The organism is Streptomyces sp. NPDC002643 (assembly GCF_053592555.1).
The window spans coordinates 22764-46743 of sequence record NZ_JBSFVY010000029.1; the positions used below are offsets into that span (position 1 = coordinate 22764).

The window sequence follows — 23980 nt, forward strand, 5'->3', positions numbered from 1 at the left end:
GCCCCTCGGCGGTCTACTCAGGCAACCCTCAGCGACGCAGATCACCGCGACCCTGGCTACAGTGCGGACACAGATGCGGGTAGTCTCAGAGAACTGCATAAGTTACCGCTTAGTAATTTCGCTTGAGCCGGGCTCGACGTCGTTCGGGCTTCGCTCGAAAGACCTCGCAGGCCCGAGGAGCCCTCCATGCAACTCGCCGCGATCATCGTGTCGCTGGTTCTGACCGTGGTCGGCGTTGCGCTGCTCGCACGCGCCATCGGCCAGTTCGTCCGGTACTTCAAACTCGGCCAGCCGGTCCCGGCCGGCAGCCGGAACGACAACCCCTACGCGCGCAGCGTGACGCTGGTGCGGGAGTTCCTCGGCCACACCCGGATGAACCGGTGGGGCATCGTCGGCGTCGCCCACTGGTTCGTGGCCGTCGGCTTCCTGACCCTGCCGCCGACCCTCGCCCAGGCGTTCGGGCAGCTCTTCCAGGCCGACTGGACCCTGCCGGTCATCGGCGGGTTCCTGCCGTTCGAGATGTACATCGAGTTCATCGGCGTGATGACGATCCTGGGCATCGCCGTGCTCATGGTCATCCGGCTGCTGAGCCTGCCCTCGCGGGCCGGCCGCAAGTCCCGCTTCGCGGGCTCCAAGTCCGGTCAGGCGTACTTCGTCGAGTACGTCATCCTCACCATCGGCCTCGCGATCTACGTGCTGCGCGGCCTGGAGGGCGCGATCCACCACGTGGAGCACTACGAGGCCGCGTACTTCGCCTCGTACCCGCTGGTCCTGGCCTTCAAGGGGCTGAGCGTCCCCACTCTCCAGACCCTGGTCTACTTCACCGCGATGGTGAAGATCAGCACCTCGTTCATCTGGATGATCGTCGTCTCGCTCAACACCAACATGGGTGTGGCCTGGCACCGCTTCCTGGCCTTCCCGAACATCTGGTTCAAGCGCGACGCCACCGGTGGGACCGCCCTCGGCGCGCTCCAGCCCATGACCTCCGGCGGCAAGCCGATCGACTTCACCGACCCCGGTGACGACGACGTCTTCGGTGTCTCCCAGGTCGAGCAGTTCTCCTGGAAGGGCCTGCTGGACTTCTCCACCTGCACCGAGTGCGGTCGCTGCCAGTCGCAGTGCCCCGCCTGGAACACGGGCAAGCCGCTCTCCCCGAAGCTGCTGATCATGTCCCTGCGGGACCACGCGCACGCCAAGGCGCCCTATCTGCTCGCGGGTGGCGGCAAGACCATGGAGGGCGAGGAGAAGGCGTCCGAGGAGCAGCTCAAGGACGTCCCCGCGGCCGCCCTCGCGGAGGCCGAGCGTCCGCTGATCGGCACCGTCGAGGCTGCGTCTGACAGCGGCTTCGCCGCGGGCGGCGTCATCGACCCCGACGTCCTGTGGTCCTGCACCACCTGCGGTGCCTGTGTCGAGCAGTGCCCCGTCGACATCGAGCACGTCGACCACATCGTCGACATGCGCCGCTACCAGGTGATGATCGAGTCCGCGTTCCCGTCCGAGGCGGGCACGATGCTCAAGAACCTGGAGAAGAAGGGCAACCCCTGGGGTCTGGCCAAGAAGCAGCGCCTGGAGTGGCTGAAGGAGGTCGAGTTCGAGGTCCCGGTCGTCGGCAAGGACATCGAGGACCTGACCGAGGTCGAGTACCTGTACTGGGTCGGCTGCGCGGGCGCGCTGGAAGACCGCGCGAAGAAGACGACGAAGGCCTTCGCGGAACTCCTCCATATGGCGGGCGTCAAGTTCGCGATCATGGGCGGCGACGAGAAGTGCACCGGTGACTCCGCCCGCCGCCTCGGCAACGAGCCCCTCTTCCAGGAACTCGGCATGGAGAACGTCATGGCGCTGAACATGGCGTTCGGCGAGGAGATGGACGACGACGGCAAGGTGACGGAGGAGTCCCGCAAGCCCAAGTCGGCCAAGAAGATCGTCGCCACCTGCCCGCACTGCCTCAACACCATCGGCAACGAGTACCCGCAGCTCGGCGGCGACTACGAGGTCATCCATCACACCCAGCTGCTCCAGCACCTGGTGGACGAGGGCAAGCTGATCCCGGTGACCCCGGTCGAGGGCATCATCACCTACCACGACCCCTGCTATCTGGGCCGCCACAACAAGATCTACACGCCCCCGCGCGAGATCATGACCGCCGTCCCCGGCCTGCGCCAGCAGGAGATGCACCGCCACAAGGAGCGCGGCTTCTGCTGTGGTGCCGGTGGTGCGCGGATGTGGATGGAGGAGCGGATCGGCAAGCGCATCAACGATGAGCGCGTCGACGAGGCCCTCTCCGTCAACCCGGACATCGTCTCCACCGCCTGCCCGTTCTGCCTGGTCATGCTCACGGACTCCGTGAACGGCAAGAAGAACGAGGGCAAGGCCAAGGAGTCCATCCAGGTCGTCGACGTCGCCCAGCTGCTGCTGGAGTCCGTCAAGACCCCGGTCCCCGACGAGGACGAGCCCCCGGCGGGCGAGTCCGAGACGGAGAACGAGCCGGAGCCGGCCCCGGTGAAGTAACCGCACCCGCCCCGCAAGCCCACCACCGACGCCCCCGCGCTCGCCCCCCGAGCCCGGGGGCGCCGCCGTTCACCGCGCCCGGCACAGGTATCGCTCGTACGCCTCCCGGGCGTCCGGGACGAACTCCGGATGCCGTACGAGATCGCCCAGCCCGGCTTCCGTCACCCAGTCGTGCCAGGCGATCTCCGAGGGGTCGGGCCGTATCGCCTCCGCCTCCGCGACGACGACTTCGTGCAGCCCCAGCCAGTACGGGCTGATCGCCCCCGCGCACCGGAACTTGAGCACGAACCGGGGGTGCCCGCGAACCCCCAGCTCCTCCGCCAGCTCCCGGGCGGCGGCCTCCTCGTACGACTCGCCCACGTCCGTGGCACCGCCGACCATCCAGTTGAACTGCCCCGGGAAGCGCGACATATCGGCGGCGCGGCGATGGACGAGGAACCGCCCGGCCGTGTCCCGGCACACGACCGTCGCTATCCGGTGCAGCCAGCCATGCCGGATCGCATCCCTCCTGTCGACGACGCCCACCACGCCGTCTCCCTCGTCGACCCGCTCGACCGGCTCCCGCAGTTCACCCATGCGCCAACGGTGACAGGAGGCACTGACAATCGGGGCCGAGCGGTCGCGCCGACGCGGGTCAGCGTGCTGCTGGGGCCTCGTCAGGTGTCTCGTCGTCCCAGTTCAGAGGGGTCATGCGGATAAGTAGCAGATAAAAGTTGAGCCCCCTCGACTCAGCTCTGTTGACCCAAATCCAAGGGTCGTGCACACTTGAGTCCGTTCCACTCAAGTCAGCTGGAGGAATTGACATGGCACGTGCGGTCGGCATCGACCTGGGCACGACTAACTCCGTCGTCAGCGTTCTGGAGGGCGGCGAGCCCACCGTCATCACCAACGCCGAGGGCGCCAGGACCACGCCGTCCGTCGTCGCCTTCGCCAAGAACGGTGAGGTGCTCGTCGGCGAGGTCGCCAAGCGCCAGGCGGTCACCAACGTGGACCGGACCATCCGGTCCGTCAAGCGTCACATGGGTACGGACTGGAAGATCGAGCTGGACGGCAAGCCGTTCAACCCGCAGCAGATCTCCGCGTTCATCCTGCAGAAGCTGAAGCGGGACGCGGAGGCCTACCTCGGCGAGAAGGTGACCGACGCGGTCATCACCGTCCCGGCGTACTTCAACGACTCCGAGCGGCAGGCGACGAAGGAAGCCGGTGAGATCGCCGGTCTCAACGTCCTGCGCATCGTCAACGAGCCCACCGCCGCCGCCCTGGCGTACGGCCTCGACAAGGACGACCAGACCATCCTCGTCTTCGACCTCGGTGGCGGCACCTTCGACGTGTCCCTCCTGGAGATCGGCGACGGCGTCGTCGAGGTGAAGGCCACCAACGGTGACAACCACCTCGGTGGTGACGACTGGGACCAGCGCGTCGTCGACTACCTGGTGCAGCAGTTCCGCGCCGGCCACGGCGTGGACCTCGCCAAGGACAAGATGGCGCTCCAGCGGCTCCGCGAGGCCGCCGAGAAGGCCAAGATCGAGCTGTCCTCGTCCACCGAGACCTCGATCAACCTGCCCTACATCACCGCCTCCGCCGAGGGCCCCCTGCACCTCGACGAGAAGCTCACCCGCGCCCAGTTCCAGCAGCTGACGGCCGACCTGCTGGAGCGCTGCAAGACGCCGTTCCACAACGTCATCAAGGACGCCGGGATCGCCCTCTCCGAGATCGACCACGTCGTTCTCGTCGGTGGATCGACGCGTATGCCGGCCGTCGCCGAGCTGGTCAAGGAGCTGACCGGTGGCAAGGAGGCCAACAAGGGTGTGAACCCGGACGAGGTCGTCGCCATCGGCGCCTCGCTCCAGGCCGGTGTGCTGAAGGGTGAGGTCAAGGACGTCCTGCTCCTCGACGTGACCCCGCTGTCCCTCGGTATCGAGACCAAGGGCGGCATCATGACCAAGCTCATCGAGCGGAACACGACGATCCCGACCAAGCGGTCCGAGATCTTCACCACCGCCGAGGACAACCAGCCGTCCGTGCAGATCCAGGTCTACCAGGGCGAGCGCGAGATCGCGGCGTACAACAAGAAGCTCGGGATGTTCGAGCTGACCGGTCTGCCGCCGGCGCCCCGCGGTGTCCCGCAGATCGAGGTGTCCTTCGACATCGACGCCAACGGCATCATGCACGTGACCGCGAAGGACCTGGGCACGGGCAAGGAGCAGAAGATGACCGTCACCGGCGGCTCCTCGCTGCCGAAGGACGAGGTCGACCGGATGCGCCAGGAGGCCGAGCAGTACGCGGAGGAGGACCAGAAGCGTCGCGAGGCCGCCGAGACCCGCAACCAGGGCGAGCAGCTCGTCTACCAGACCGAGAAGTTCCTCAAGGACAACGAGGACAAGGTCCCCGGTGACATCAAGACCGAGGTCGAGGCCGCCGTCGAGGAGCTGAAGGGCACCCTCAAGGGCGAGGACACCACCGAGATCCGCACCGCCACCGAGAAGGTCGCGGCCGTCTCGCAGAAGCTCGGCCAGGCCCTGTACGCCGACGCCCAGGCCGCGCAGGCCGCAGGCGGTCCGGAGGGCGCCGCCGGCGGTGGGGCCAAGGCCGCCGACGACGACGTCGTGGACGCCGAGATCGTCGACGAGGACCGTGACCGCAAGGACGGTGCCGCGTGACGGAGGAGACCCCGGGCTTCGACGAGCAGCAGCCGCAAGGTCAGCCGCAGCAGCCCGACGTCCCCTCCGGCTCCGAGGACGCCGAGCCGAAGGCCGCCCCCCAGGAGGGGGCGGCCCCGGCCGGGGACACGGCGGCGACGGCCCAGGTGGCCGGGCTGACGGCACAGCTGGACCAGGTGCGTACGGCGCTCGGTGAGCGCACGGCGGACCTCCAGCGGCTCCAGGCCGAGTACCAGAACTACCGCCGCCGGGTCGAGCGCGACCGGATCACGGTCCGGGAGATCGCCATCGCGAACCTCCTGACCGAGCTCCTGCCCGTCCTCGACGACGTCGGCCGGGCGCGGGAGCACGGCGAACTCGTCGGCGGCTTCAAGTCGGTCGCCGAATCGCTGGAGACCGTCGCCGCCAAGATGGGCCTGCAGCAGTTCGGCAAGGAGGGCGAGCCCTTCGACCCGACCATCCACGAGGCCCTGATGCACAGTTACGCGCCGGACGTCACGGAGACCACGTGCGTGGCGATCCTCCAGCCGGGGTATCGCATCGGCGAACGCACCATCCGCCCCGCGCGGGTGGCCGTCGCCGAACCCCAGCCGGGGGCGCAGACCGTGAAGGCCGACGAGGGCACCGAGGCGGCCGACGACAAGGAGAGCGGTGGCCCGGAGGAGGGCTGACGCCGACGCCGCGCACGGCAGGCACGGCGAGGTCGCTAAGCGGAACACCGGAAAGGGGGTACGTCGAGGATGAGCACCAAGGACTTCATCGAGAAGGACTACTACAAGGTCCTCGGCGTCCCCAAGGACGCCACCGAGGCCGAGATCAAGAAGGCGTACCGCAAGCTCGCCCGCGAGTTCCACCCGGACGCCAACAAGGGCAACGCCAAGGCGGAGGAGCGCTTCAAGGAGATCTCCGAGGCGAACGACATCCTCGGCGACCCCAAGAAGCGCAAGGAGTACGACGACGCCCGCGCCCTCTTCGGCAACGGCGGCTTCCGCCCCGGGCCCGGAGGCGCGGGCGGCTCCTTCAACTTCGACCTGGGCGACCTCTTCGGAGGCGGGCCCCAGGGCGGCCAGGGACAGGGCGGCTTCGGCGGCGGCCTCGGCGATGTCTTCGGCGGCCTGTTCAACCGGGGCAGCTCCGGTACGACGCGGGTGCAGCCGAGGCGCGGCCAGGACATCGAGTCCGAGGTCACCCTCAGCTTCACCGAGGCCATCGAGGGCGCGACCGTACCGCTGCGGATGTCCTCGCAGTCCCCGTGCAAGGCATGTTCCGGCACCGGCGACGCCAACGGCACCCCCCGGGTGTGCCCGACGTGCGTCGGCACCGGCCAGGTCGCGCGGGGCTCCGGCGGCGGCTTCTCACTGACCGACCCCTGCCCCGACTGCAAGGGCCGGGGCCTGATCGCCGAGAACCCCTGCGACATCTGCAAGGGCTCCGGCCGCGCCAAGTCCTCGCGCACCATGCAGGTCCGTATCCCGGCCGGCGTCTCCGACGGGCAGCGCATCCGGCTGCGCGGCAAGGGCGCCCCCGGCGAGCGGGGCGGCCCGTCCGGCGATCTGTACGTCGTCGTGCATGTCGACCCGCACCCCGTGTTCGGCCGCAAGGACGACAACCTCACGGTGACCGTACCGGTGACGTTCACCGAGGCCGCGCTCGGCGGGGAGGTCAGGGTCCCCACCCTGGGCGGCCCCCCGGTCACCCTGAAACTGCCCCCGGGCACCCCCAACGGCCGTACGATGCGGGCCCGGGGCAAGGGCGCCTTCCGCAAGGACGGCACCCGAGGGGATCTGCTGATCACGGTCGAGGTGAGTGTCCCGAAGGACCTGTCGGGGAAGGCTCGTGACGCGCTTGAGGCGTATCGCGAGGCGACCGCCGGCGAGGACCCGCGGGCGGAGCTGTTCCAGGCCGCGAAGGGAGCATGAGTGTGATGGACGGCCGCCGGAGAAACCCCTACGAGCTGACGGAAGAGACACCGGTGTACGTCATCTCGGTGGCCGCCCAGCTCTCCGGTCTGCATCCGCAGACCCTGCGTCAGTACGACCGTCTCGGCCTGGTCTCCCCCGACCGCACCGCCGGGCGCGGCCGCCGCTACTCGGCCCGCGACATCGAACTGCTCCGCCAGGTGCAGGCGTTGTCGCAGGACGAGGGCATCAACCTGGCCGGCATCAAGCGCATCATCGAGCTGGAGAACCAGGTCGCCGCGCTCCAGGCGAGGGTCGCCGAGATGGAGGCCGCGCTGGACGGCGCCGCCGCGGCGATGCGGCAGCGCGAGGCCGCCGTCCACGCCTCGTACCGCCGCGATCTGGTGCCGTACCAGGATGTGCAGCAGACCAGCGCGTTGGTGGTGTGGCGGCCGAAGAAGGCCAAGGACTGAGCGGAACGAGCAAAGGGAAGGGGCCCGGAGGTTCTGATGAACCTCCGGGCCCCTCCTTCATGCGGTCGTGCGCTCAACCGGTCACAGCCAGGAGTCCCAGATGCCGTAGGCCTCCTGCTCCACGACCTCCTCCTTGCCGGTGGGGTCGATGTAGACGGCCCGGTAGTAGTACAGGCCGAGGCGGTCCTGGTTCACCGTTGTGTCCATGTGGAACCGCGGGTCGTCGACCTTGCCCGTGGCGAACGTGGTCCAGGCGGCGGTGGCCGGGTCCCAGCGCTCCCAGCGGTAGTCCGTGTAGTCGCCGCACGGCATGTCGTAGATCGTCACGCCGCAGCGGACGTACAGCTCGGGGTACTGGTCCTCGATGATCCCGGTACCGGTCCAGCCCGGCGGCAGGGTGTCGGGCAGGGTGACGGCGACCTCGGCGTGGTGGAAGGTCTCGGGACCTTCGTCCAGGTACGTGCGGTCGGTCGCGGCCACGCGGTAGACGTGTTCCTTGCCGTCGGGCAGCGTCGGACAGAGGATCTCGGTGTCGGCGAGGGAGTCACCGCCCCAGCAGTTCTGCTTCCACACCGTCTCCCCGGTCTCCGGGTCGGTGGTGCCCTGCCAGACGTAGTAGGCGATGACGTCGTCGTCGGCCGGCGGGGTCCAGGTGAGCCGGACGCCCAGCGGGATGGTCTCGGCGCTCAGGTCGGTGACCGCGGCGGGGCGCTGGGTGTCGTCGGTGGTCCCGGTGATCGGCTCGCTCGGCTGCGAGCGGTGCCCGAACCGGTCGACGACGACGATCCGGTACTCGTACGTCGTCTCGGAGGCGCCGGTGCCGTCCAGACAGTGCGAGTGGATGACCTGGTCGGCCGTCGCGTAGGCGGGGTCGTTCGCGTCCTTGCTGCTGTACGTGTAGCTGTACGGCGCCTCCAGCGGACCCTCGCCGGTGATCTGCGGGGAGCACTGCGTCACGGTCGTGGACTGCCCGGTCGCCGGGTCCGTGCGGACGATCTCGTACGTCGACAGATGGTCCTCGTCGGCGGCCCACGGGTCGGCGCTGCGCCAGGCCAGGTTCACGCCCTTCTGCCAGACCAGCCGGATGTAGGGCTTGTACGGGGCGATCGCCTCGGGCCGGTCCGCCATCGTCAGGGTGACCTCGGCGGGCGCGGAGGCGTTGCCCTTGGCGTCCAGCGCGCGGACCGCGTACCGGTACGTGTCGGCCGGGGCCAGCTTCTGCAGGGGCACCATATCGGTCGCCGTGGTGGTGGCCGTGTCGAGGGCGTTCTGATAGGCGCCGGTGGCGGGGTCGTACTGGAGCACCTCGTACTTGGCGGCGTCCGTGTCCGCCGTCCACTTCAGATGCGGCACGCCACCCTCGTAGGCGATGCGCAGGTCGGCGGGGGCCGCCGGCGGGACCGTGTCCCAGAGGGTGAAGGTCGTGGCGGCGGAGTACGCCGACCAGTTGCCGGCGGCGTCACGGGCACGGCCCCGGTAGGTGGCCTGGCTGCCGTCGGCCGGCTGGCCGGCATCGCAGAACGGGCCCTTCGTGCCCTCGTACACCTGGGTCCACGCACCCGTGGCGGCGTCCTTGCGCTGCGCCTGGTACAGGACGATGTCGGCCTTGTTCTCGGCCGTCGTGATGAGCTGGGGCCCGGCGAGCTTGTCGTCGGTCGCGCAGACGTCCTGGTCGATGAACGGCGCGGCGGGCGGGGTCTTGTCGACGGTCGTGACCGCCAGGTCCGCCGTGCCGCCCGACTCGTTGCCCGCCTTGTCGTACGCCCGCACCTCATAGGTGTAGATCTGACCGGTCGGCGGCGGGGTGTCGGTGTACGAGGTCGATGTCGTCGAGGCCAGCCGGGTCCAGCTGTCGGCGCCCTTGAGCCGGCGGTAGACGCGGTAGCCGGCGAGGTCCATCTCCTTGTTCTTCGCCCAGGTGACCTTGGCCTTGCGGGTGGCTTTGTCGTATGAGACGGCGGCGCCGGTCGGGGTGAGGGGTTTGGTCTTGTCGATGGTGGCTGAAGTGCGGGGTGTGTAGGTGAACTTGACCTTGGCGGAGCCGGTCCAGTTGACGTAGTCGATGCGGAGGGTGTGTTTGCCCTTGGGGATGGTGAGGTTGATGGTCTTGGAGACGGTCGAGGAGACGTTCTTCCAGAGGTTGATCTTGCGGGCGTTGGTGGTGCCCGGGTCGAGGTAGACGCGGATGCCGTCCAGGGCGGAGGCGGAGAGGGTGAAGGGGCCGCCGGAGCCGAAGTCCCTGGTCACCGTCCAGCGGACGCCGAAGTTGTTGCCGGGCAGGCCGGAGGCCGGGGCGCCGGTCCCCCAGTTCTCGTTGACCGCGGAGTCGCAGTCGGTCTTCTTCGGCGTGCCGGAGAAGGTGGTGTTGGCGAAGAACTGCCGTTTGAAGACGGGGGACGCGCAGCTCGTGGCGGCGCTCGCGGGCGCGGCGGTGACGGCCAACAGGCCGCTCGCGGTGCTGAGTGCGACGGCACCGGCGATCGCGGCGCTCGTGGCTCTGGCCGGGTTCATGGGCTCCTCGGACATGGTCGCGGGCGGCCGGGAGAAGGCCGCCGACGATCATGACTCGTGGAGGGGGCGAATGGTTGTACGAGGGCCGGAGGGGGCGGGGCCCTCTCCTGGTCGGAAAGGGTCAGTGGGTCCAGAAGACGAAGTCGGCGGCGCCCTGGGCGGTGAGCAGCCAGGTGGGTTCGGCGCCGGTGCCGTACGCGGTGGCGAGGGCGTAGCCGAAGGCGGCGTCGAGGGGGGCCGGCTCGGCTCCCTCGGCCCACTCGGCCTCGACGCCGCCGTCGCCCTCGGAGATGAAGTCGCCGAGGTGCTCGGTGCCGTCGCGGTACAGTCCGCTGCCCTCCATGGAGTTGGGGACCAGCCGCCAGAAGTGCTCGCCGTGCCGGACGTCGACACGGAACGAACTCCGGGTCAGCCGCCCCTTGGCGGGCTCGATGACGGCGTCGGTGCCGTCGACGGTGACGGTGAGCAGGGAGGCGTCCCGCGTCCCGATCGGGCTGTTCCCATCGTCCTCGCTGCCCTCGGCCCGCCGGATCTCGATCCGGGGGACCCGCTCGCCCACCACCACGACCTCACCCCGTGCGGCGTCCAGCCGGACGGTCAACTCCCCGAAACGCCCATCCTCGACGAGACTCTCGACGACCGGTTCGGCGTGGGGGGCCGGGTCCTTCGGCATGGCGGTGGTCCTTCGCTGGGTGCGTGCGGGGCCGACGGGTGATCGGCATGGGCACCCGGTAGGACGAGCGATACGCGGTACGAGGTTGCCCCGTACCCCTCAACTGCCTTGCGTCACCGCGCCGGTGGGCTCGCTCGGTGTGTCCAGCTCGGTCGCGACCACGATGTTCGGCTCACGGGTCCACTCGTAGTGGGAGTTCCAGTCGTCGTCCACGGCGTCGATGAAGAAGCAGCGCTCCTCGCCGTCCGGAACGGTCTGGTACTCGTACGAGGTGGTGTCGGCCCACAGCCACTCCACCGCGTGGGCGGAGCACACCTTCTCCTCCTCGTCGCCGATGATCACGCCTCCGTAGACGACGTAACGGGCCAGGTCGGGCGTCGGGTTGGCGTCCCAGTTCAGCTCGAAGCCGTACTCGGTGGGGGTGGCGGTGAGGCCGGTGACGGCGGACGGCGGGGTGAGGTCCTCGCGCTCACCGGCGCCGGCCACGGAACGCGCGGACTCGTTGCCCGCCGCGTCGAGGGCGGTCACCCGGTAGTAGGAGGTGACGCTCTCGGCGGCCGAGGTGTCCAGGTACGAGAGCTGATCCGTACTGCCCACCTGGGTGTACACACCGTTCTCGCTCGCCGCCCGGTAGAGGCGGTACGACACGGCTCCCGCGACCCCGTTCCAGTCGAGCCGCAGCCCGGTGTCGGAGGAGGTGACGGTCAGCCCCGAGGGCGCGGCCGGTGCCGTCCGGTCGACGGTGGTCACGCTCCGGTCCGCCGTGCCCGCCGACTCGTTGCCCGCCTTGTCGTACGCGCGCACTTCGTAGGCGTACGCCTCGCCGGTCGCCGGAGGTGTGTCGGTGTACGAGGTGGCGGTCGTCGTGGTCAGCCTCGTCCAGGTGGTGCCGGCCTCGGGACGGCGGTAGACGCGGTAGCCGGCGAGGTCCATCTCCTTGTTCTTCCCCCAGGTGACCTTGGCCTTGCGGGTGGTTTTGTCGTATGAGACGGCGGCGCCGGTCGGGGTGAGGGGTTTGGTCTTGTCGATGGTGGCTGCGGTGCGGGGTGTGTAGGTGAACTTGACCTTGGCGGAGCCGGTCCAGTTGACGTAGTCGATGCGGAGGGTGTGTTTGCCCTTGGGGATGGTGAGGTTGATGGTCTTGGAGACGGTCGAGGAGACGTTCTTCCAGAGGTTGATCTTGCGGGCGTTGGTGGTGCCCGGGTCGAGGTAGACGCGGATGCCGTCCAGGGCGGAGGCGGAGAGGGTGAAGGGGCCGCCGGAGCCGAAGTCCCTGGTCACCGTCCAGCGGACGCCGAAGTTGTTGCCGGGCAGGCCGGAGGCCGGGGCGCCGGTGCCCCAGTTCTGGTCGACGGCGCTGTCGCAGACGGTCTTCTTCGGGGTGCCGGAGAACGAGGTGTTGGCGAAGAACTGCTGCCTGTAGACGGGCGAGGCACATGTCACGGCTGCGGTCGCGGGCGTGGCGGTGGCGGTGAGCAGAGCGCCTGCGGTCGCGAGTACGACGGCGGTCGCCACGGCGGCCGTACGTCTGGGTGGGGTCACTGAGGTCCTCGGAAGTCCTTGGCTGATGATGCCTGTGTCTGATCGTCGGCGGCCGGGCATGCCGCCGCCGACGATCAGACGGCTGAGGTGGGGGATTGGTTGTACGGGACGCGTGGGGCGCGTGTGTCAGTCGAGGTCCGGTGTCCAGTCGCCCAGGTAGTCGGCCTTCTCGTACGAGGTGGCCTCCTCGGCGGTGAGCTGGGGACGGTCCTCGGTGGCCGAAGCGACGGACCCCGGGCCGGTGTTGGCGTACTCGCGGAAGAAGGAGTCTTTCCAGGAGTACGTGGTGGAGCCGGAGGTCCAGTTCTGGTACGGCGCCGCCTTGATGGCCGCAGGGAGGGACGACTCGCGGATCACCAGGCTGCCCTTGGCGCCGCCGAAGGCGGTGACCCAGGGGCGGCCGAGGTGGTAGGTCGCGTCCGGGGCGTCGCTCGTCAGCGTCGAATGGGTGATGAGGAAGCCGTAGTCGGTGGAGGAGTCGGTGGACGGGGCGGCGACGTAACCGTTGTTGCTGTTCGAGCCGCGGGTGAGGAGCTTGAAGGTGGAGTTGTCGAAGACGGCGGTGGCGTAGCCGCAGAGGAAGTCGACGTCGCCCTCGATGTACGAGTTGGTGATGGAGACCCGGTTGGGGGTGGTCGTGGTCGTCGACTTCAGGAAGAGGGTGTCCTGGTTGCCGAGGAAGCGGACGTTGTCGAAGGCGAGCCGGTCGGCCTGGGTGAGGAGGGCGACGGCCTGCTCGGCGTTGTAGTCGTGCGCGGCCTCGTCGAAGGAGTTCTCGATGGTGAGGTTGCGGGCGACGAAGTCCGAGCCCTTGACGTACATGGTCCGGCTGTTCTGCGTACCGAGGGTGCCCGTGCCGTCGGCGGTCGGGGTGCCGGCCGCGTTGTCGTAGGTGATGACGGTCTGGGAGGGGTCGTCGCCGGCGCCTATGAGGTGGACGTACTTGGCGGCGACCTCGACGAGTTCCTTGTACGTGCCCGGGTTGACCTGGATGACCACCGGGTCGGCGGCGGTGCCCGCGCCGAGGGCGTCGAGCGCGGCCTGCACGCTGGTGAAGTCGCCCTCGCCGTTCGCGTCGACGACCGCGTCGGCGCCGGCGACCGGGGTGTACTTGTGCGGCCGGGTCGCCAGGACCGTGGCGGAGCCGGCGGAGACGTTGCCGGCCTCGTCGACGGCACGGAGGAAGTAGGCGGACTCGGTGCCGGGTTCGGCGGCCGAGTCGAGGTAGCCGGTGGTGGCGGCGCCGGTGACGGAGTCGAGGTAGACGAAGTCGCCGGACCCGGGCCGCTTGACGAAGACCTGGTAGGCGGTGGTGTCGTCCGCGTTGGCGGTCCAGGTCAGGGTGGTGCCGTCGGTGGTGCCCTCGGCGGTGAGACCGGTGGGGGCGGCGGGATCGGTACGGTCGGCGCGGGTCGAGGTGACGGACGCGGTCCGCGCGGAGACGTTCCCGGCGGCGTCCACGGAGGCCAGGGCGTAGTGGTACGTGGACTTCTCGGCGGCGGTGTCGTCGTAGAAGGAGGTACCGGTGGAGGAGCCGATCTCGGTGTACGTGCCGTCGGCGGTGGCCGCCCGGTAGACCAGATAACTCTCGGCCTCGTCCGCGCCCTTCCAGGTGAGCTTGTTGCCGTCGGTGGCGTCGAGGACGGCGAGGTCGTAGGGGAGGGCGGGCGCGGTCCTGTCGACGGTGGTGACGGCCTTGGCGGCAGTACCGGCCGACTCGTTGCCGGCCTTGTCGACGGCGCGGACCTGGTACTCGTACACGTCACCGGTCTTGGGGAGGGCGGTGTCGGTGTACGAGGTGGCCTGGGCCGTGGTGGTGGCGAGGGCGGGGCCGAAGTCGCCGCCCTTCAGGCGCCGGTGGACGCGATAGCCGCCGAGGTCCATCTCGACGTTCTTGGCCCAGGTCAGCTTGGCGCGACCGGTGGAGGCGTCGTACGAGAGGGCCGTGCTCTTGGGGGTGAGGGGCGCGGTCCTGTCGACGGACGCGGTGGTGCGGGGCGCGTAGGCGAAGGAGACGTCGGCGGAGCCGGTCCAGTTGACGTAGTCGACGCGGAGGGTGTGCTTGCCCGGCTTGAGGGTGAGGTCGACGGTCTTGCGCTGGGTGGAGGAGACGTTCTTCCAGATGTTCACCTTGCGTTCGCCGTCGACGTAGACGCGCAGGCCGTCCTGGGCGGAGGCGGTGAACCGGAAGGGCCCGCCGGAGCCGAAGTCCCGGGTGAGGGTCCAGCGGACGCCGAAGTTGTTGGAGGGGAGCCCGGAGGCAGGGGCCTTCGTCCCCCACTTCTCACTGATCGTGGCGTCGCAGGCGGTCTTCTTCGGGGTGCCGGAGAAGGTGGTGTTGGCGTAGATCTGCCGCTTGAAGGAGGGGGAGGCGCAGCTCACGGCGGCTTCGGCGGTGAGGCCGTAGACGGTGCCGGTGGTGGCGGCGAGCGCGGTGGCCACGGCGGTGGTGCGCAGCCGGCCGCGTCGGCGGCGGCGCCGGGGTGCGGTGGTCGTGCTCGATCTGGCGGAGGGGGAGGTTCCGTCGGTCATCGGAGGCAGCCCTTTCGGCCCATGGGGACGGTGTGAACGGTGTCGGCATGGGGGAGTTGAGGCGCCACAGCACAGGTGGGGCTGTTGAGAGAGCTGTGCACGTTGGGGGGAGGATAAAGGATCAAGGTGTCGGGGGGAACGCGGGGTGCTCCGCTTCGACGTGGAGCCGGGCCCGGTGAGGACTGTGTGGAGGTGCGGACTTTCCTGGAGGCTTTGTCGGAGACATCCGTTTCAAGATCAAGAAGTGATCTATGATCGCGATCTGTCATGTCTTGATCACGGGATTCGCGGGGGATGCCACATGTTGTCGAGCGGCGGAGTACGTCTGCGTACGCGCGGGATCGCCACGGGGCTGGTGCTGTCGCTGGCGTTGCTGACCGGGTGCGGTGGCGAGGACACGGACGCCTCGGGAGGCGGAACAGCGGAACCGACGCCGAGTGGAACGGGCAGCGACAAGCCCAAGTCGAACGGACCCGCCTACAAGGGGCCCGCTCTGCCGGGGTTCGCGAAACAGGCGGCGTGGAGTCTGTCCGCCGGCAGCAATGCCGAACCGCTGGACCTCGGCGGCACCCTGCTGTTCGCCAGGAACGCGAGCGGCGAGTACCTCAACAGCAACAGCCTGGACGCTCCCGCGCAGCCCGCGAACGCCCTGTACACCAACAACGACGAGCCGGAGGACCTCACGCTGGAGTTCCGGGACACGAAGACCGGTGAGGTGCGCAAGACCATGACGGCAAAGGCCGTACTGGTGGAGCGGACGACCTGGCTCGGCGGCACCCCGGCGATCGCGGTCGTCACCTCCGCCACCACCGAGTCGGACGGTCTGACCGAGGCCAAGACGACCACGACGGCGACCCTGTACGACGCGGACGGCGAGGAACTGGCAGAGGTCCCGGGGTACGAGGAGGGCACACTGCTCGACGGCTACCGTGTCGAGACCGTCGACAAAACCCTGCGCCTCACCCCGGTCGGCGGCGGTGCCGCGCGAAAGATCACCTGCACCGGCTTCATGGCGGATTGCGATTTCGACGCGGAAACCGGCCTGGCCCATGGATTCGCCACACAGGCTCCGCTGATCACGGGCACGTACTACGCGGGCTTCGAGAACGCCACCAACTACGAGAACGACCCCGAGCACATCACCCTCAACGACCTCACCACCGGCAAGAAGGTCTGGTCCACGGCCGATGCCGAGGTGCCGCAGGGCGTCGACGTGGACGACGAGGGCGAACCGGAGTCCGGCGACTACGACATCATCCGCGTCGCCGACGGCAAGGTGCTGGTCGCCTGGCAGGCCGGCCTCCTGTCGGAGACCCGGATCGACGCCTGGTACGACCTGTCGAGCGGAGCCCTGCTGACGGCGTACGAAGCGACGGAGGAAGTCCTCTTCGCGCCCAACGGCGAGTTGGCCGCCAAGAAGAAGCCCGAGTTCGACACGGACTACGTGGGCACGGCGGTGTGGCAGGTGGCCGACGGCAAGCGGCTGTGGGCCCAGGAGGAGGGCGAGACGAGCCTGGACCCGGTCCGCTTCACGGCGGACGGGTCGGTGCTGTACGGGCTGACGGGGGACGCCGCGCTCGCCGTGGACGCCCGTACCCGCGAGGTGCTCGCGAAGGACCTGCCCGAGGAGTCCGTGCCACTCGTCGAGGCGACCACGGGCTACGGCTACCTGAACACGGATGACGGCTTCTTCGTCCTCGCCCCGGCGTAGCCGTGAGCGCGGACGTCGGGGCGGGAACGGAGTGACCTCCGCCATCCGCCTCCGTCCCGGTTCGCCGGACGGAGCGGGGCGCCGGGGCCGCTGATCATCTGGTCACTGGAAGCCCCCCGGCTGCTGCCCCGGCTGGCTCGGCGGCGGCCCCTGGGTCCAGCCGCCCGGGGGCTGCTGGGGAGGGGCGGGCTGCTGGGGCATGCCCCAGGCACGGCTGTCGGCCGGCTGCCCCGATGACGGCCACCGGTTCCCCGGGACCTGCGGCGCCACCGGGGTGTACGGCTGCTGCTGCGGCACGGCTTGAGGGGCGGGCGCGTACGGCTGCCGGGGCGGGGCGGCGTACGGCTGCTGGGGTGCCCCGGGCTGCTGCGCGGGTGCGTACGGCCGCTGCGGCAGGGCGGCGTACGCCTGCTCGGCGGCGACGGCGGTGATGGCGGGGGCAGGGCTGTGCTGCGGCACCGCGTCGAAACGGGGCAACGGCTGGGTGCTGACCCGGTCAAGCAGGACGACGTTGGGGTTGCAGTCGGCGGCGTGCACCAGCACGGCACCGCCGGGCTGCCGCTCCACCACCAGCAGGTTGAACTCGGCGAGTGACTGGAGCTGGGTGGGTTCGAGGGCGTACTCGTAGACGCGCTGACGCCCGGTCGCCAGGCTCGTGCTGTCGCTGTCGCCGGTTGTGTGGGCGGTGGACTCGTTCGTGGAGTGCGTGACGCTGGTGGACGTGCCGGTCGTCCTGCTGTGGCTGCCGCCGGAGTTGGTGGAGTTCGACGTCGAGAGCGGGTTGAGGAAGTCCTGGTAGGTGGTGGAGCCACTGCGGCCCCAGTTCCGCCCGTGGGTGACGGAGTGGCTGGCGGTCGTACCCCTGCTGGTGGAGGAGCCGACCGTCTTGGCGACGGACGTGTTGACGGTCCGGCCCTCGGTGTCGGTGAGGGAGTGCAGGACGAACGAGTGGTGACGGCCCAGGAAGTCGGCGGCGATCGTGGCCTCCTGATGGTTGCCGAGCCGCATGAAGGCGACCGTTCCGCCGCCGATCAGCTCCTCTCCGGCCTCCCGCAAGTGCGGGTGTACGAAGACGAGTTGGGCGCCGCGTCGTTCGCAGACCTGGGCCAACTGTTCGAGATGGTGCCGCTGGAGGCCCTGTTCGCCGAGCGCCACGACGACGCACGGTGGCTCCTCCTGGAACGAGGAGAGCCGTCGCATCACGCTCTGCATGGCGAGGTCGGCCAGCATCTCCGTGCTCGCCGAACCGGCGCCGAAGTCGAGGGCGACGCACGTCAGATAGCCGGGCCCATGGCCCTCACGGGCGGTCCCCAACTGCTCCAGCGGGTGCACGAAGGAGGCCAGCCGGAAGACGCGGTCCCGTATCTGGTCCTTGTTCTTGTCGCTGAACAGATCGTCCGCGATGCGGTTGCGCTCCTCCCTGCTCAGCGCCTTGGCGTCGTCGGTCTCCCCCACCAGGACCCGGAGCCCGGCACCGAGCCGCGCCAGGGACACGTCCTCGCCCAACGCGCCGCACAGCTGGGTGAGTATCCGGGTGTACACGGCACGCTCGGCCCGGTCCGACTCGGGGCTGTCCCCGTGCATGGCCTCGACCAGGGCCTGCACGAGTTCATGCGGTGCGAGCCCGCTCATGATGCCGCTCTCCGCCATACGGCTGGGCAGCAACTGCACGTCCAGGGGTACGCCGCCCGCCTCGGCGAGCACCGACAGGTCACGGCACACCAGGGCCTGGGTCAGGTCCAGCACGATCAGCGGCCGCTCCCGCAGCGTGGACGCGCCGAACACCGTGAGGAAGCCCTCGCGGCCGCGCTGGCTGCCGCCGAAGACGTCCAGCCGCCGGGTGCCCGCTCCGAAGGGCAGCGCGCCCCAGGCGTCCAGGCCCGCGACCCACTGCCTCTGCTGGGCCTCGTGGAGCGTCCGGCGCTGGTGCCATGACTGCCAGTCGTAGTGAAAGCGCTGTTCCTGAGCGGTCTCCTGGGCGGCACGGGCACGGGTGGCGGCACTGAACCGCCACGCGGCATAGGCGACGCGCATCACCAGGATGCCGACCACGACCCCGCCGACGGTGAATATCACCGTGCCGACGACGACCCCGCCGATGGTGGGCGTCACCATGCCGAGGAGGAGGTTCAGCAAGTAGCACACGGCCAAGAAGGGGATACCGATTCTCAGCGCGCCACGTATGTGGTCCTTGCGTTTGAGCCGGGCGGCCCGCACACGGTCCTCATAGCCGCCGTCCAGCTCTTCGCGCTGCGGCTCGGGTTCGACGAACGGCTGACGCAGCGACTCGGGGTCGCGGTAGATCCAGCCGACGCGCTGGCCGGCATCGAACAGTCTCAGATACCGGCCCGGCTGCCCGGCCTCGGTGCTTTCGATCGTCATGGGAAGGCTCCAGGCCGGTCAGGCGACGAAGGTCTCGAACGCGGGTATGCGCTTGTGGAACGGCGGATGTGTGCACAGCCGAACGGGCGCCGAAGAGGCCCCCGCATATGGGCAGTTGAGAAATGACCGGCTTGAGGGCGGTGGTAAAGACGCCTCTTGTGATGGAACTCGCCCCCGTGACCGCCGAAGCGGAAAGCCAGTCATTGATTCGCAGCCGAAACATGCTGCACGAAATTCGCCTTCCGAGTCCAGTTGGAACCGCCGGGAGGGAGGTCACAGTTGCAAGGCTTGGCCTGGGAATACGACCGGCCCTAAGGTGTAGGCGCAAGATCGACAACGGGGGAGACGTGCCAACCACACTGCTCGCGCACGATCCTGGCAGCCAAGTGAAGGATGCGGCCCCTTTCATCGCACTGCCGGACATCTCCGGCAGCTGGGGGTGCCCTCCCGTTCGCCGGAGTGAACTCGCCGTGGGTGGCGCGAGATGCGGCGCCGGATGAGCACCGGCCAGAGCATGGGAGCGGTCTGACCGCATGGACAACACCCCCTTCGGCGGCACATGGCAGCGCTTCGTCGGCATGGAGGCCTGTCTGCTGCGCGAGGTCCAGCGCCAACGCCTCACGGACGACCGGGCGGGCGGTACCGGCGACGACCTGAGTGCCCAGCGGCTCGCCGCCCTGGTCTCCGCGCATCACGCACGGCGCCCGGACGACCCGACGGGCGGCGCGGTGTTCGTCGGCTGGGCACGCCGGGCGGCGGACCGGCCCATCGATGTGCTGATCGGGGGCGACACCCTGCTCGGCGGCCGTGCCGACGCGGACGCCGGTACGACGCTGCTGCGCCTCCCCGCCGGAGCGCGCGGACTCGCCCAGCCGACGGGAACGGCTGCTTCCCTGCTCGGAGAGTTCCCGTGTTGGAGCGCCGTCGCGGGGGTGACCGACGGACTGCTCGTCGACGCCGAGCCGAATGCCACGGGGGCGGGCGCCGCCCGGCAGCGGCCCAGCCTGGAGGACTGCCTTCTCGCGGTGTGGCAGGAACCCTTCGCCTGGCTGGTGTTCGCCGAGCCGGTGCCCGCCGCCGAACTCGACGACCTCACCGGTGACATCGCCGACGAACAGCGCCGCGCCATGTCCAAGGCGGACAGCTCACCCGAGTACGCCCTCGCGGCCGCCCGGCTGGAACGTCGGCACAAGGACCTGGCCAAGGCATCGGCCACCGGGCTGTGGCGGATACGTCTGCTGGCGGGCGGCCGTACGCCCGAGGAGGCGACCCGCGTCGCCGCGCTCGTCTGCGCGTCGGCGGACCTGGAGGGACTGCCGTACGCGCTCCGGCCGACCGGGCGGGTCGGAGACCTGTCCACGGTCCTCGGCGGAGTTCTCCCGGCACCCGAGGAGTACCCCTTCCACGCCGGATCGGATCTGTTGGCGGCACTGGCCCGGCCTCCCGCCGAGGAGATACCCGGCGTACGGTTCGCGCTGCGCCCGGAGTTCGACGTCACCCCGGAGACCACGGGCCGGCCGTCCGCGCCGGACGCGCCCCCGGTCCGGCTCGGCTCGGTTCTCGACCGCAACCGCAACCCCGTCGGCGACCTCGAACTGACCCGCTCCACCCTCAACCGCCACACCTTCGTGTGCGGGGCCACCGGCGGCGGCAAGTCCCAGACCGTACGCGGACTGCTGGAGGCCGCGACCCACGTGGGCATCCCCTGGCTGGTGGTCGAGCCGGCCAAGGCCGAGTACCGGTTCATGTCCGCACGGCTCGGCGACACGGGCGAGGTCGTCGTCATCAAACCCGGCGACCCCGACACGCTCCCGGCCGGCCTGAACCCCCTGGAGCCCTCGGCGTACGCGAGCGGTGAGCGCTTCCCCCTCCAGACGCACCTCGACATGGTGCGCGCCCTCTTCCTGGCCTCCTTCGACCCCCAGGAGCCGTTCCCCCAGGTCCTCAGCGCCGCGCTCACCCGCTGCTACGAGGACCTCGGCTGGGACCTCACCCTCGGCGAGCCCGCCGTCCCCGGGACCGAGCCCCGCTACCCCACCCTGGAGGACCTGGAACACACGGCCCTCAAGGTCGTGACGGACATCGGCTACGGCAAGGAGGTCGCCGACAACGTCCAGGGCTTCATCAAGATCCGCCTCGCCAGCCTGCGCCTGGGCACCACGGGCCGCTTCCTGGAAGGCGGACGCCCGCTCGACTTCGGCGAACTCCTGCGCCGCAACGTCGTCTTCGAGATCGAGGACGTCGGCGATGACAAGGACAAGGCGTTCCTGATGGGCACGATCCTCATCCGGCTCGTCGAGTATCTGCGTATGGAACAGCGCGTGACCCGCCGACTGTCCTTCCCTCTGCGCCACTTGAGCGTCTTCGAAGAGGCACACCGCCTGCTGCGCCGCGCGGAGGAAGGTGGCGCGAGCGGCCACGCGGTGGAGATGTTCGCGGGCCTGCTGGCCGAGATCCGCGCGTACGGCGAGGGCCTGGTCATCGCCGACCAGATCCCCTCCAAACTCCTCCCGGACGTCATCAAGAACACGGCGGCCAAGGTCGTCCACCGCCTCCCCGCCCAGGACGACCGCGAGGCGGTCGGCGCGACGATGAACATCACGGCGGCCCAGTCCGAGTACCTGGTCACCCTGCGACCGGGCGAGGCGGCGGTGTTCACGGACGGCATGGACTACCCCCTGCTGGTCCGCATGCGCGACGGGACGGACCGCGAGGACGCGGCGGCGATCCGGGCGGCTTCGGCGGCGGCGATGACCGGGGCGCGCAGCCGCGCGTGCGGCACGGACTGCTCGGCGACGCCGTGCACGCTTCGTGACCTGCGCGGGGCTCAGCGGCTGACTGAACAGGCCGAGCTCCGGATCACGTTGTGGGCGGAGATGTCGGTGGCGGCTCATCTGCTGGGCTGGACGACGCCGCTGCCGGGCGAGGCCATGAGGCGCGACCTGGAGCCGTACCGGGGGCGTGTCCTGGACTGCGCGATCGGCCAGGCCGTGGACCGTGCGGTGCACAGCCGTGTCGGTGCGCCGACCGCTCCCGACGCCCTCGCGGACCATGTCGCCGCGATGATGCGCGCCCAACTGGACGGTCACGACCCGTGCCCGGTCGGAGAGCCGCGCTTCAAGGCGCGGAAGGGGACAAGGACGCGGGAGTACTACCACGGGCGGTACACGCCGTCCGTGCTGGAGAAAATCGTCGGATGCGCTGATCCGTCGGAGGAGTGGGGGAAGCGCTTCTCTCTGACTCTCTCCTGCTTCGAGCGCAAGATCCGTAAGCCTGTCCCATCAGCGGCGCGCGGGGGGAATACGGGATGAGTGAGCTGTACACGGCTGAGAAGAGCCCTGATGCGGCTGATGCGGCGACGGACGATCCGACGACGAAACCTGGAGCGGCCGACTACGGAGACGTATCGGGAGAGCCCGAAGAGGTCGAGGAATTCGGAGGGCCGGAGGAATTCGGAGGGCCGGCGGAACCCGGAGAGCCGGAGGAACCCGGAGAACCGGCGGAACCCACGTCGGAGACGCTCTCGCACCACGATGAGCCGGATTCCGTCGGCGAGCCCCAGGAGCCGGTCGAGCCGGTCGAGGACGTCGATGATTTCGCAGCCGGTGACGACATGGGGGACACCGGAGATCCCGACGGCCATGACCTGGGCTCCGACGAGGCCGAGAGCGGGGAGAGCGAGCAGAGCGGGGAGAGCCAGCTTCCGGCGGACGGACCGGAAAAGATCGAGGAAACGGTTGACCGTCCCAGCGCGGAGCACATGTATGAGCGCCCGCTCCCGCCTTCGGAGTACGGAGACCCGATCAATGCCGGTGACAAACCGATTCCGCTCTTCGACGGCCCACCCACACGCGAACAGACCGCACAGGGATCGCTGTACGACTGCGGTGTGATCGCCACGCTCGGCGCTGTGGCCGGGCATCGTCCGGATGCTATCTCCAGCAGCATCCGGGAGAACGGCGACGGGACATACTCGGTCTCCTTGCACGAGACGGTGCGTGGTGCCGACTTGATCGCGCGCCCGACCGGTCGACAGATCGAGCTGGCTCTGACCCCGGACCTTCTTGCCTTCAAGGATCATCCCGGGGCTCCGGTGCTCGCGAGAACAGAGGGCACGGCATGGTGCGCTCTGATGGAGAAGGCGATGGCCGGTGTCGACCAGACGTGGAGTTCCGGCCGGCGTGAGGAGTGGGAAGCGCGTTGGGGCTGGGAGAAATCGAGTCAGGGGCTGCAGGACGGCCCGACGCCCGAGGGATATGAGCGCCTCAATCGTGGGTCGTCATCATGGGATCGCTCGGAGATGCTCACTCAGTTGACGGGCCAGGAAAGTGGCGTATATCCCTTCCCGACGGGCCCTGGTGCGCAATCAAGCATGATGTACCACTTCGCGCATCAGCTGGCCCAAGGAAAGCCGGTCTTGACGGGGAGTCGGGGCTTGGACGCGAACAGCGGGGAGATCGAGCTTCCCGGTGGTGTGGTCGAAGGCCACGTGTACGAGGTCGTCTCGGTGCAGGACGACAAGATTCATCTGCGTAATCCATGGAACACGATGCATCCGGAGCCGTTGACCATGGACGAGTTCGTGAACGCATTTCAACCGAAGGGCGGCCGTGGTGATTACACCACGCTCCTGTAGAGAGGACGATGCCAGATGACAGCCGAGGAACTGACGGTTCAACGCGGCACGGTCGCCGGTGCGCGGGCGGGAAGAATTGGCGGAATGGGCAGTGTTCCCGCGACTGCGGAGCGGCCTGCTCGGGTGAAGCTTGCCATCATTCCCGCTGACGGAGAAGAGCGGACGGAAATCCTGACCGAAGGAGAGACATTCCAGTTCGGGGCGGAGGTCTGGGAGGTCGTGCAGATCGAGCACCCCAACCAGATCTCCTGGAACGTCACCCTGCGTCGCGTGCGGTAGCGACCGGGGTCGCGCCCGAGAAAGCCCGTGCGGACCTCCCGGCCACCGGAGGCACCCAAGAAGGAGGAGGGAAGAGGGGCAAGGAGGAGCAACGACGTGACGTCGGCCACCCGGGCCCGCTCCGTCCGTCGGCCGTGGAGGGGGCACCCTTCCCCCACGAACGGTGACCGCCCCG

15 protein-coding genes are annotated in these 23980 nt (G+C 69.3%); 9 read left to right on the plus strand and 6 right to left on the minus strand.

Annotated elements, in window-relative coordinates:
• Window positions 1-186: 186 nt before the first annotated feature.
• The gene (locus tag ACWD4G_RS34210) at window positions 187-2508 is read left to right on the plus strand and encodes a heterodisulfide reductase-related iron-sulfur binding cluster (protein ID WP_451300450.1); all 2322 of its coding nucleotides are present in this window, start codon (window positions 187-189) and stop codon (window positions 2506-2508) included.
• 69 nt (window positions 2509-2577) lie between these two features.
• Here ACWD4G_RS34210 and ACWD4G_RS34215 read toward each other — a convergent pair whose 3' ends face one another.
• Entirely contained in the window at window positions 2578-3084 is a 507-nt protein-coding gene (locus tag ACWD4G_RS34215; protein ID WP_451300452.1) for an NUDIX domain-containing protein, read from the minus strand.
• 227 nt (window positions 3085-3311) lie between these two features.
• Between ACWD4G_RS34215 and dnaK the strand changes: the two genes are divergently transcribed.
• The 4 genes from dnaK (at window position 3312) to ACWD4G_RS34235 (ending at window position 7539) form a co-directional block, all read left to right on the plus strand.
• The gene (gene dnaK, locus ACWD4G_RS34220; RefSeq protein WP_451300454.1) at window positions 3312-5168 is read left to right on the plus strand and encodes a molecular chaperone DnaK; all 1857 of its coding nucleotides are present in this window, start codon (window positions 3312-3314) and stop codon (window positions 5166-5168) included.
• The gene (grpE, locus tag ACWD4G_RS34225) at window positions 5165-5839 is read left to right on the plus strand and encodes a nucleotide exchange factor GrpE (protein ID WP_451300456.1); all 675 of its coding nucleotides are present in this window, start codon (window positions 5165-5167) and stop codon (window positions 5837-5839) included. Before dnaK ends, grpE begins: the two co-directional genes overlap by 4 nt.
• A gap of 69 nt (window positions 5840-5908) precedes the next feature.
• Window positions 5909-7087, plus strand: coding sequence for a molecular chaperone DnaJ (dnaJ, locus tag ACWD4G_RS34230; RefSeq protein WP_451300458.1), 1179 nt, complete (start codon window positions 5909-5911; stop codon window positions 7085-7087).
• Between the two features lie 5 nt (window positions 7088-7092).
• Window positions 7093-7539, plus strand: coding sequence for a heat shock protein transcriptional repressor HspR (locus ACWD4G_RS34235; protein ID WP_451300608.1), 447 nt, complete (start codon window positions 7093-7095; stop codon window positions 7537-7539).
• 81 nt (window positions 7540-7620) lie between these two features.
• Here ACWD4G_RS34235 and ACWD4G_RS34240 read toward each other — a convergent pair whose 3' ends face one another.
• The 4 genes from ACWD4G_RS34240 to ACWD4G_RS34255 all read right to left on the minus strand — a co-directional run bounded on the left by ACWD4G_RS34240 (window position 7621) and on the right by ACWD4G_RS34255 (window position 14797).
• Window positions 7621-10050, minus strand: a complete 2430-nt coding sequence (locus ACWD4G_RS34240; RefSeq protein ID WP_451300460.1) for a PA14 domain-containing protein — start codon at window positions 10048-10050, stop codon at window positions 7621-7623.
• 121 nt (window positions 10051-10171) lie between these two features.
• Window positions 10172-10723, minus strand: a complete 552-nt coding sequence (locus tag ACWD4G_RS34245) for a hypothetical protein (protein WP_451300462.1) — start codon at window positions 10721-10723, stop codon at window positions 10172-10174.
• 99 nt (window positions 10724-10822) lie between these two features.
• Window positions 10823-12265 carry a fibronectin type III domain-containing protein gene (locus ACWD4G_RS34250; protein WP_451300464.1) on the minus strand — a complete coding sequence of 481 codons (1443 nt, stop codon included), beginning with the start codon at window positions 12263-12265 and terminating at the stop codon, window positions 10823-10825.
• 126 nt (window positions 12266-12391) lie between these two features.
• The gene (locus ACWD4G_RS34255) at window positions 12392-14797 is read right to left on the minus strand and encodes a pectinesterase family protein (RefSeq protein WP_451300466.1); all 2406 of its coding nucleotides are present in this window, start codon (window positions 14795-14797) and stop codon (window positions 12392-12394) included.
• A 301-nt stretch (window positions 14798-15098) separates the two neighbouring features.
• Between ACWD4G_RS34255 and ACWD4G_RS34260 the strand changes: the two genes are divergently transcribed.
• Window positions 15099-16508: a hypothetical protein gene (locus ACWD4G_RS34260; RefSeq protein WP_451300468.1), complete on the plus strand. Its 1410-nt coding sequence runs from the start codon at window positions 15099-15101 to the stop codon at window positions 16506-16508.
• Between the two features lie 102 nt (window positions 16509-16610).
• Here ACWD4G_RS34260 and ACWD4G_RS34265 read toward each other — a convergent pair whose 3' ends face one another.
• Window positions 16611-18890 carry a hypothetical protein gene (locus ACWD4G_RS34265; protein ID WP_451300470.1) on the minus strand — a complete coding sequence of 760 codons (2280 nt, stop codon included), beginning with the start codon at window positions 18888-18890 and terminating at the stop codon, window positions 16611-16613.
• A 533-nt stretch (window positions 18891-19423) separates the two neighbouring features.
• Here ACWD4G_RS34265 and ACWD4G_RS34270 point away from each other — a divergent pair.
• The 3 genes from ACWD4G_RS34270 to ACWD4G_RS34280 are packed head-to-tail and all read left to right on the plus strand — an operon-like array spanning window position 19424 to window position 23805.
• Window positions 19424-22201: an ATP-binding protein gene (locus tag ACWD4G_RS34270; protein WP_451300472.1), complete on the plus strand. Its 2778-nt coding sequence runs from the start codon at window positions 19424-19426 to the stop codon at window positions 22199-22201.
• A complete protein-coding gene (locus tag ACWD4G_RS34275) occupies window positions 22198-23526 on the plus strand; it encodes a hypothetical protein (protein WP_451300474.1) in 1329 nt (442 codons plus the stop codon). Before ACWD4G_RS34270 ends, ACWD4G_RS34275 begins: the two co-directional genes overlap by 4 nt.
• Window positions 23527-23541: 15 nt before the next feature.
• Entirely contained in the window at window positions 23542-23805 is a 264-nt protein-coding gene (locus tag ACWD4G_RS34280; protein WP_451300476.1) for a DUF6406 domain-containing protein, read from the plus strand.
• Window positions 23806-23980 lie beyond the last annotated feature (175 nt).

Coding starts and splice junctions, on each gene's coding strand:
- ACWD4G_RS34210 (WP_451300450.1), top strand. CDS start 187: ATGCAACTCGCCGCGATCATCGTGTCGCTGGTTCTGACCGTGGTCGGC.
- ACWD4G_RS34215 (WP_451300452.1), bottom strand. CDS start 3,084: ATGGGTGAACTGCGGGAGCCGGTCGAGCGGGTCGACGAGGGAGACGGC.
- dnaK (WP_451300454.1), top strand. CDS start 3,312: ATGGCACGTGCGGTCGGCATCGACCTGGGCACGACTAACTCCGTCGTC.
- dnaJ (WP_451300458.1), top strand. CDS start 5,909: ATGAGCACCAAGGACTTCATCGAGAAGGACTACTACAAGGTCCTCGGC.
- ACWD4G_RS34235 (WP_451300608.1), top strand. CDS start 7,093: ATGGACGGCCGCCGGAGAAACCCCTACGAGCTGACGGAAGAGACACCG.
- ACWD4G_RS34240 (WP_451300460.1), bottom strand. CDS start 10,050: ATGAACCCGGCCAGAGCCACGAGCGCCGCGATCGCCGGTGCCGTCGCA.
- ACWD4G_RS34245 (WP_451300462.1), bottom strand. CDS start 10,723: ATGCCGAAGGACCCGGCCCCCCACGCCGAACCGGTCGTCGAGAGTCTC.
- ACWD4G_RS34255 (WP_451300466.1), bottom strand. CDS start 14,797: ATGACCGACGGAACCTCCCCCTCCGCCAGATCGAGCACGACCACCGCA.
- ACWD4G_RS34260 (WP_451300468.1), top strand. CDS start 15,099: ATGTTGTCGAGCGGCGGAGTACGTCTGCGTACGCGCGGGATCGCCACG.
- ACWD4G_RS34265 (WP_451300470.1), bottom strand. CDS start 18,890: ATGACGATCGAAAGCACCGAGGCCGGGCAGCCGGGCCGGTATCTGAGA.
- ACWD4G_RS34270 (WP_451300472.1), top strand. CDS start 19,424: ATGGACAACACCCCCTTCGGCGGCACATGGCAGCGCTTCGTCGGCATG.
- ACWD4G_RS34275 (WP_451300474.1), top strand. CDS start 22,198: ATGAGTGAGCTGTACACGGCTGAGAAGAGCCCTGATGCGGCTGATGCG.
- ACWD4G_RS34280 (WP_451300476.1), top strand. CDS start 23,542: ATGACAGCCGAGGAACTGACGGTTCAACGCGGCACGGTCGCCGGTGCG.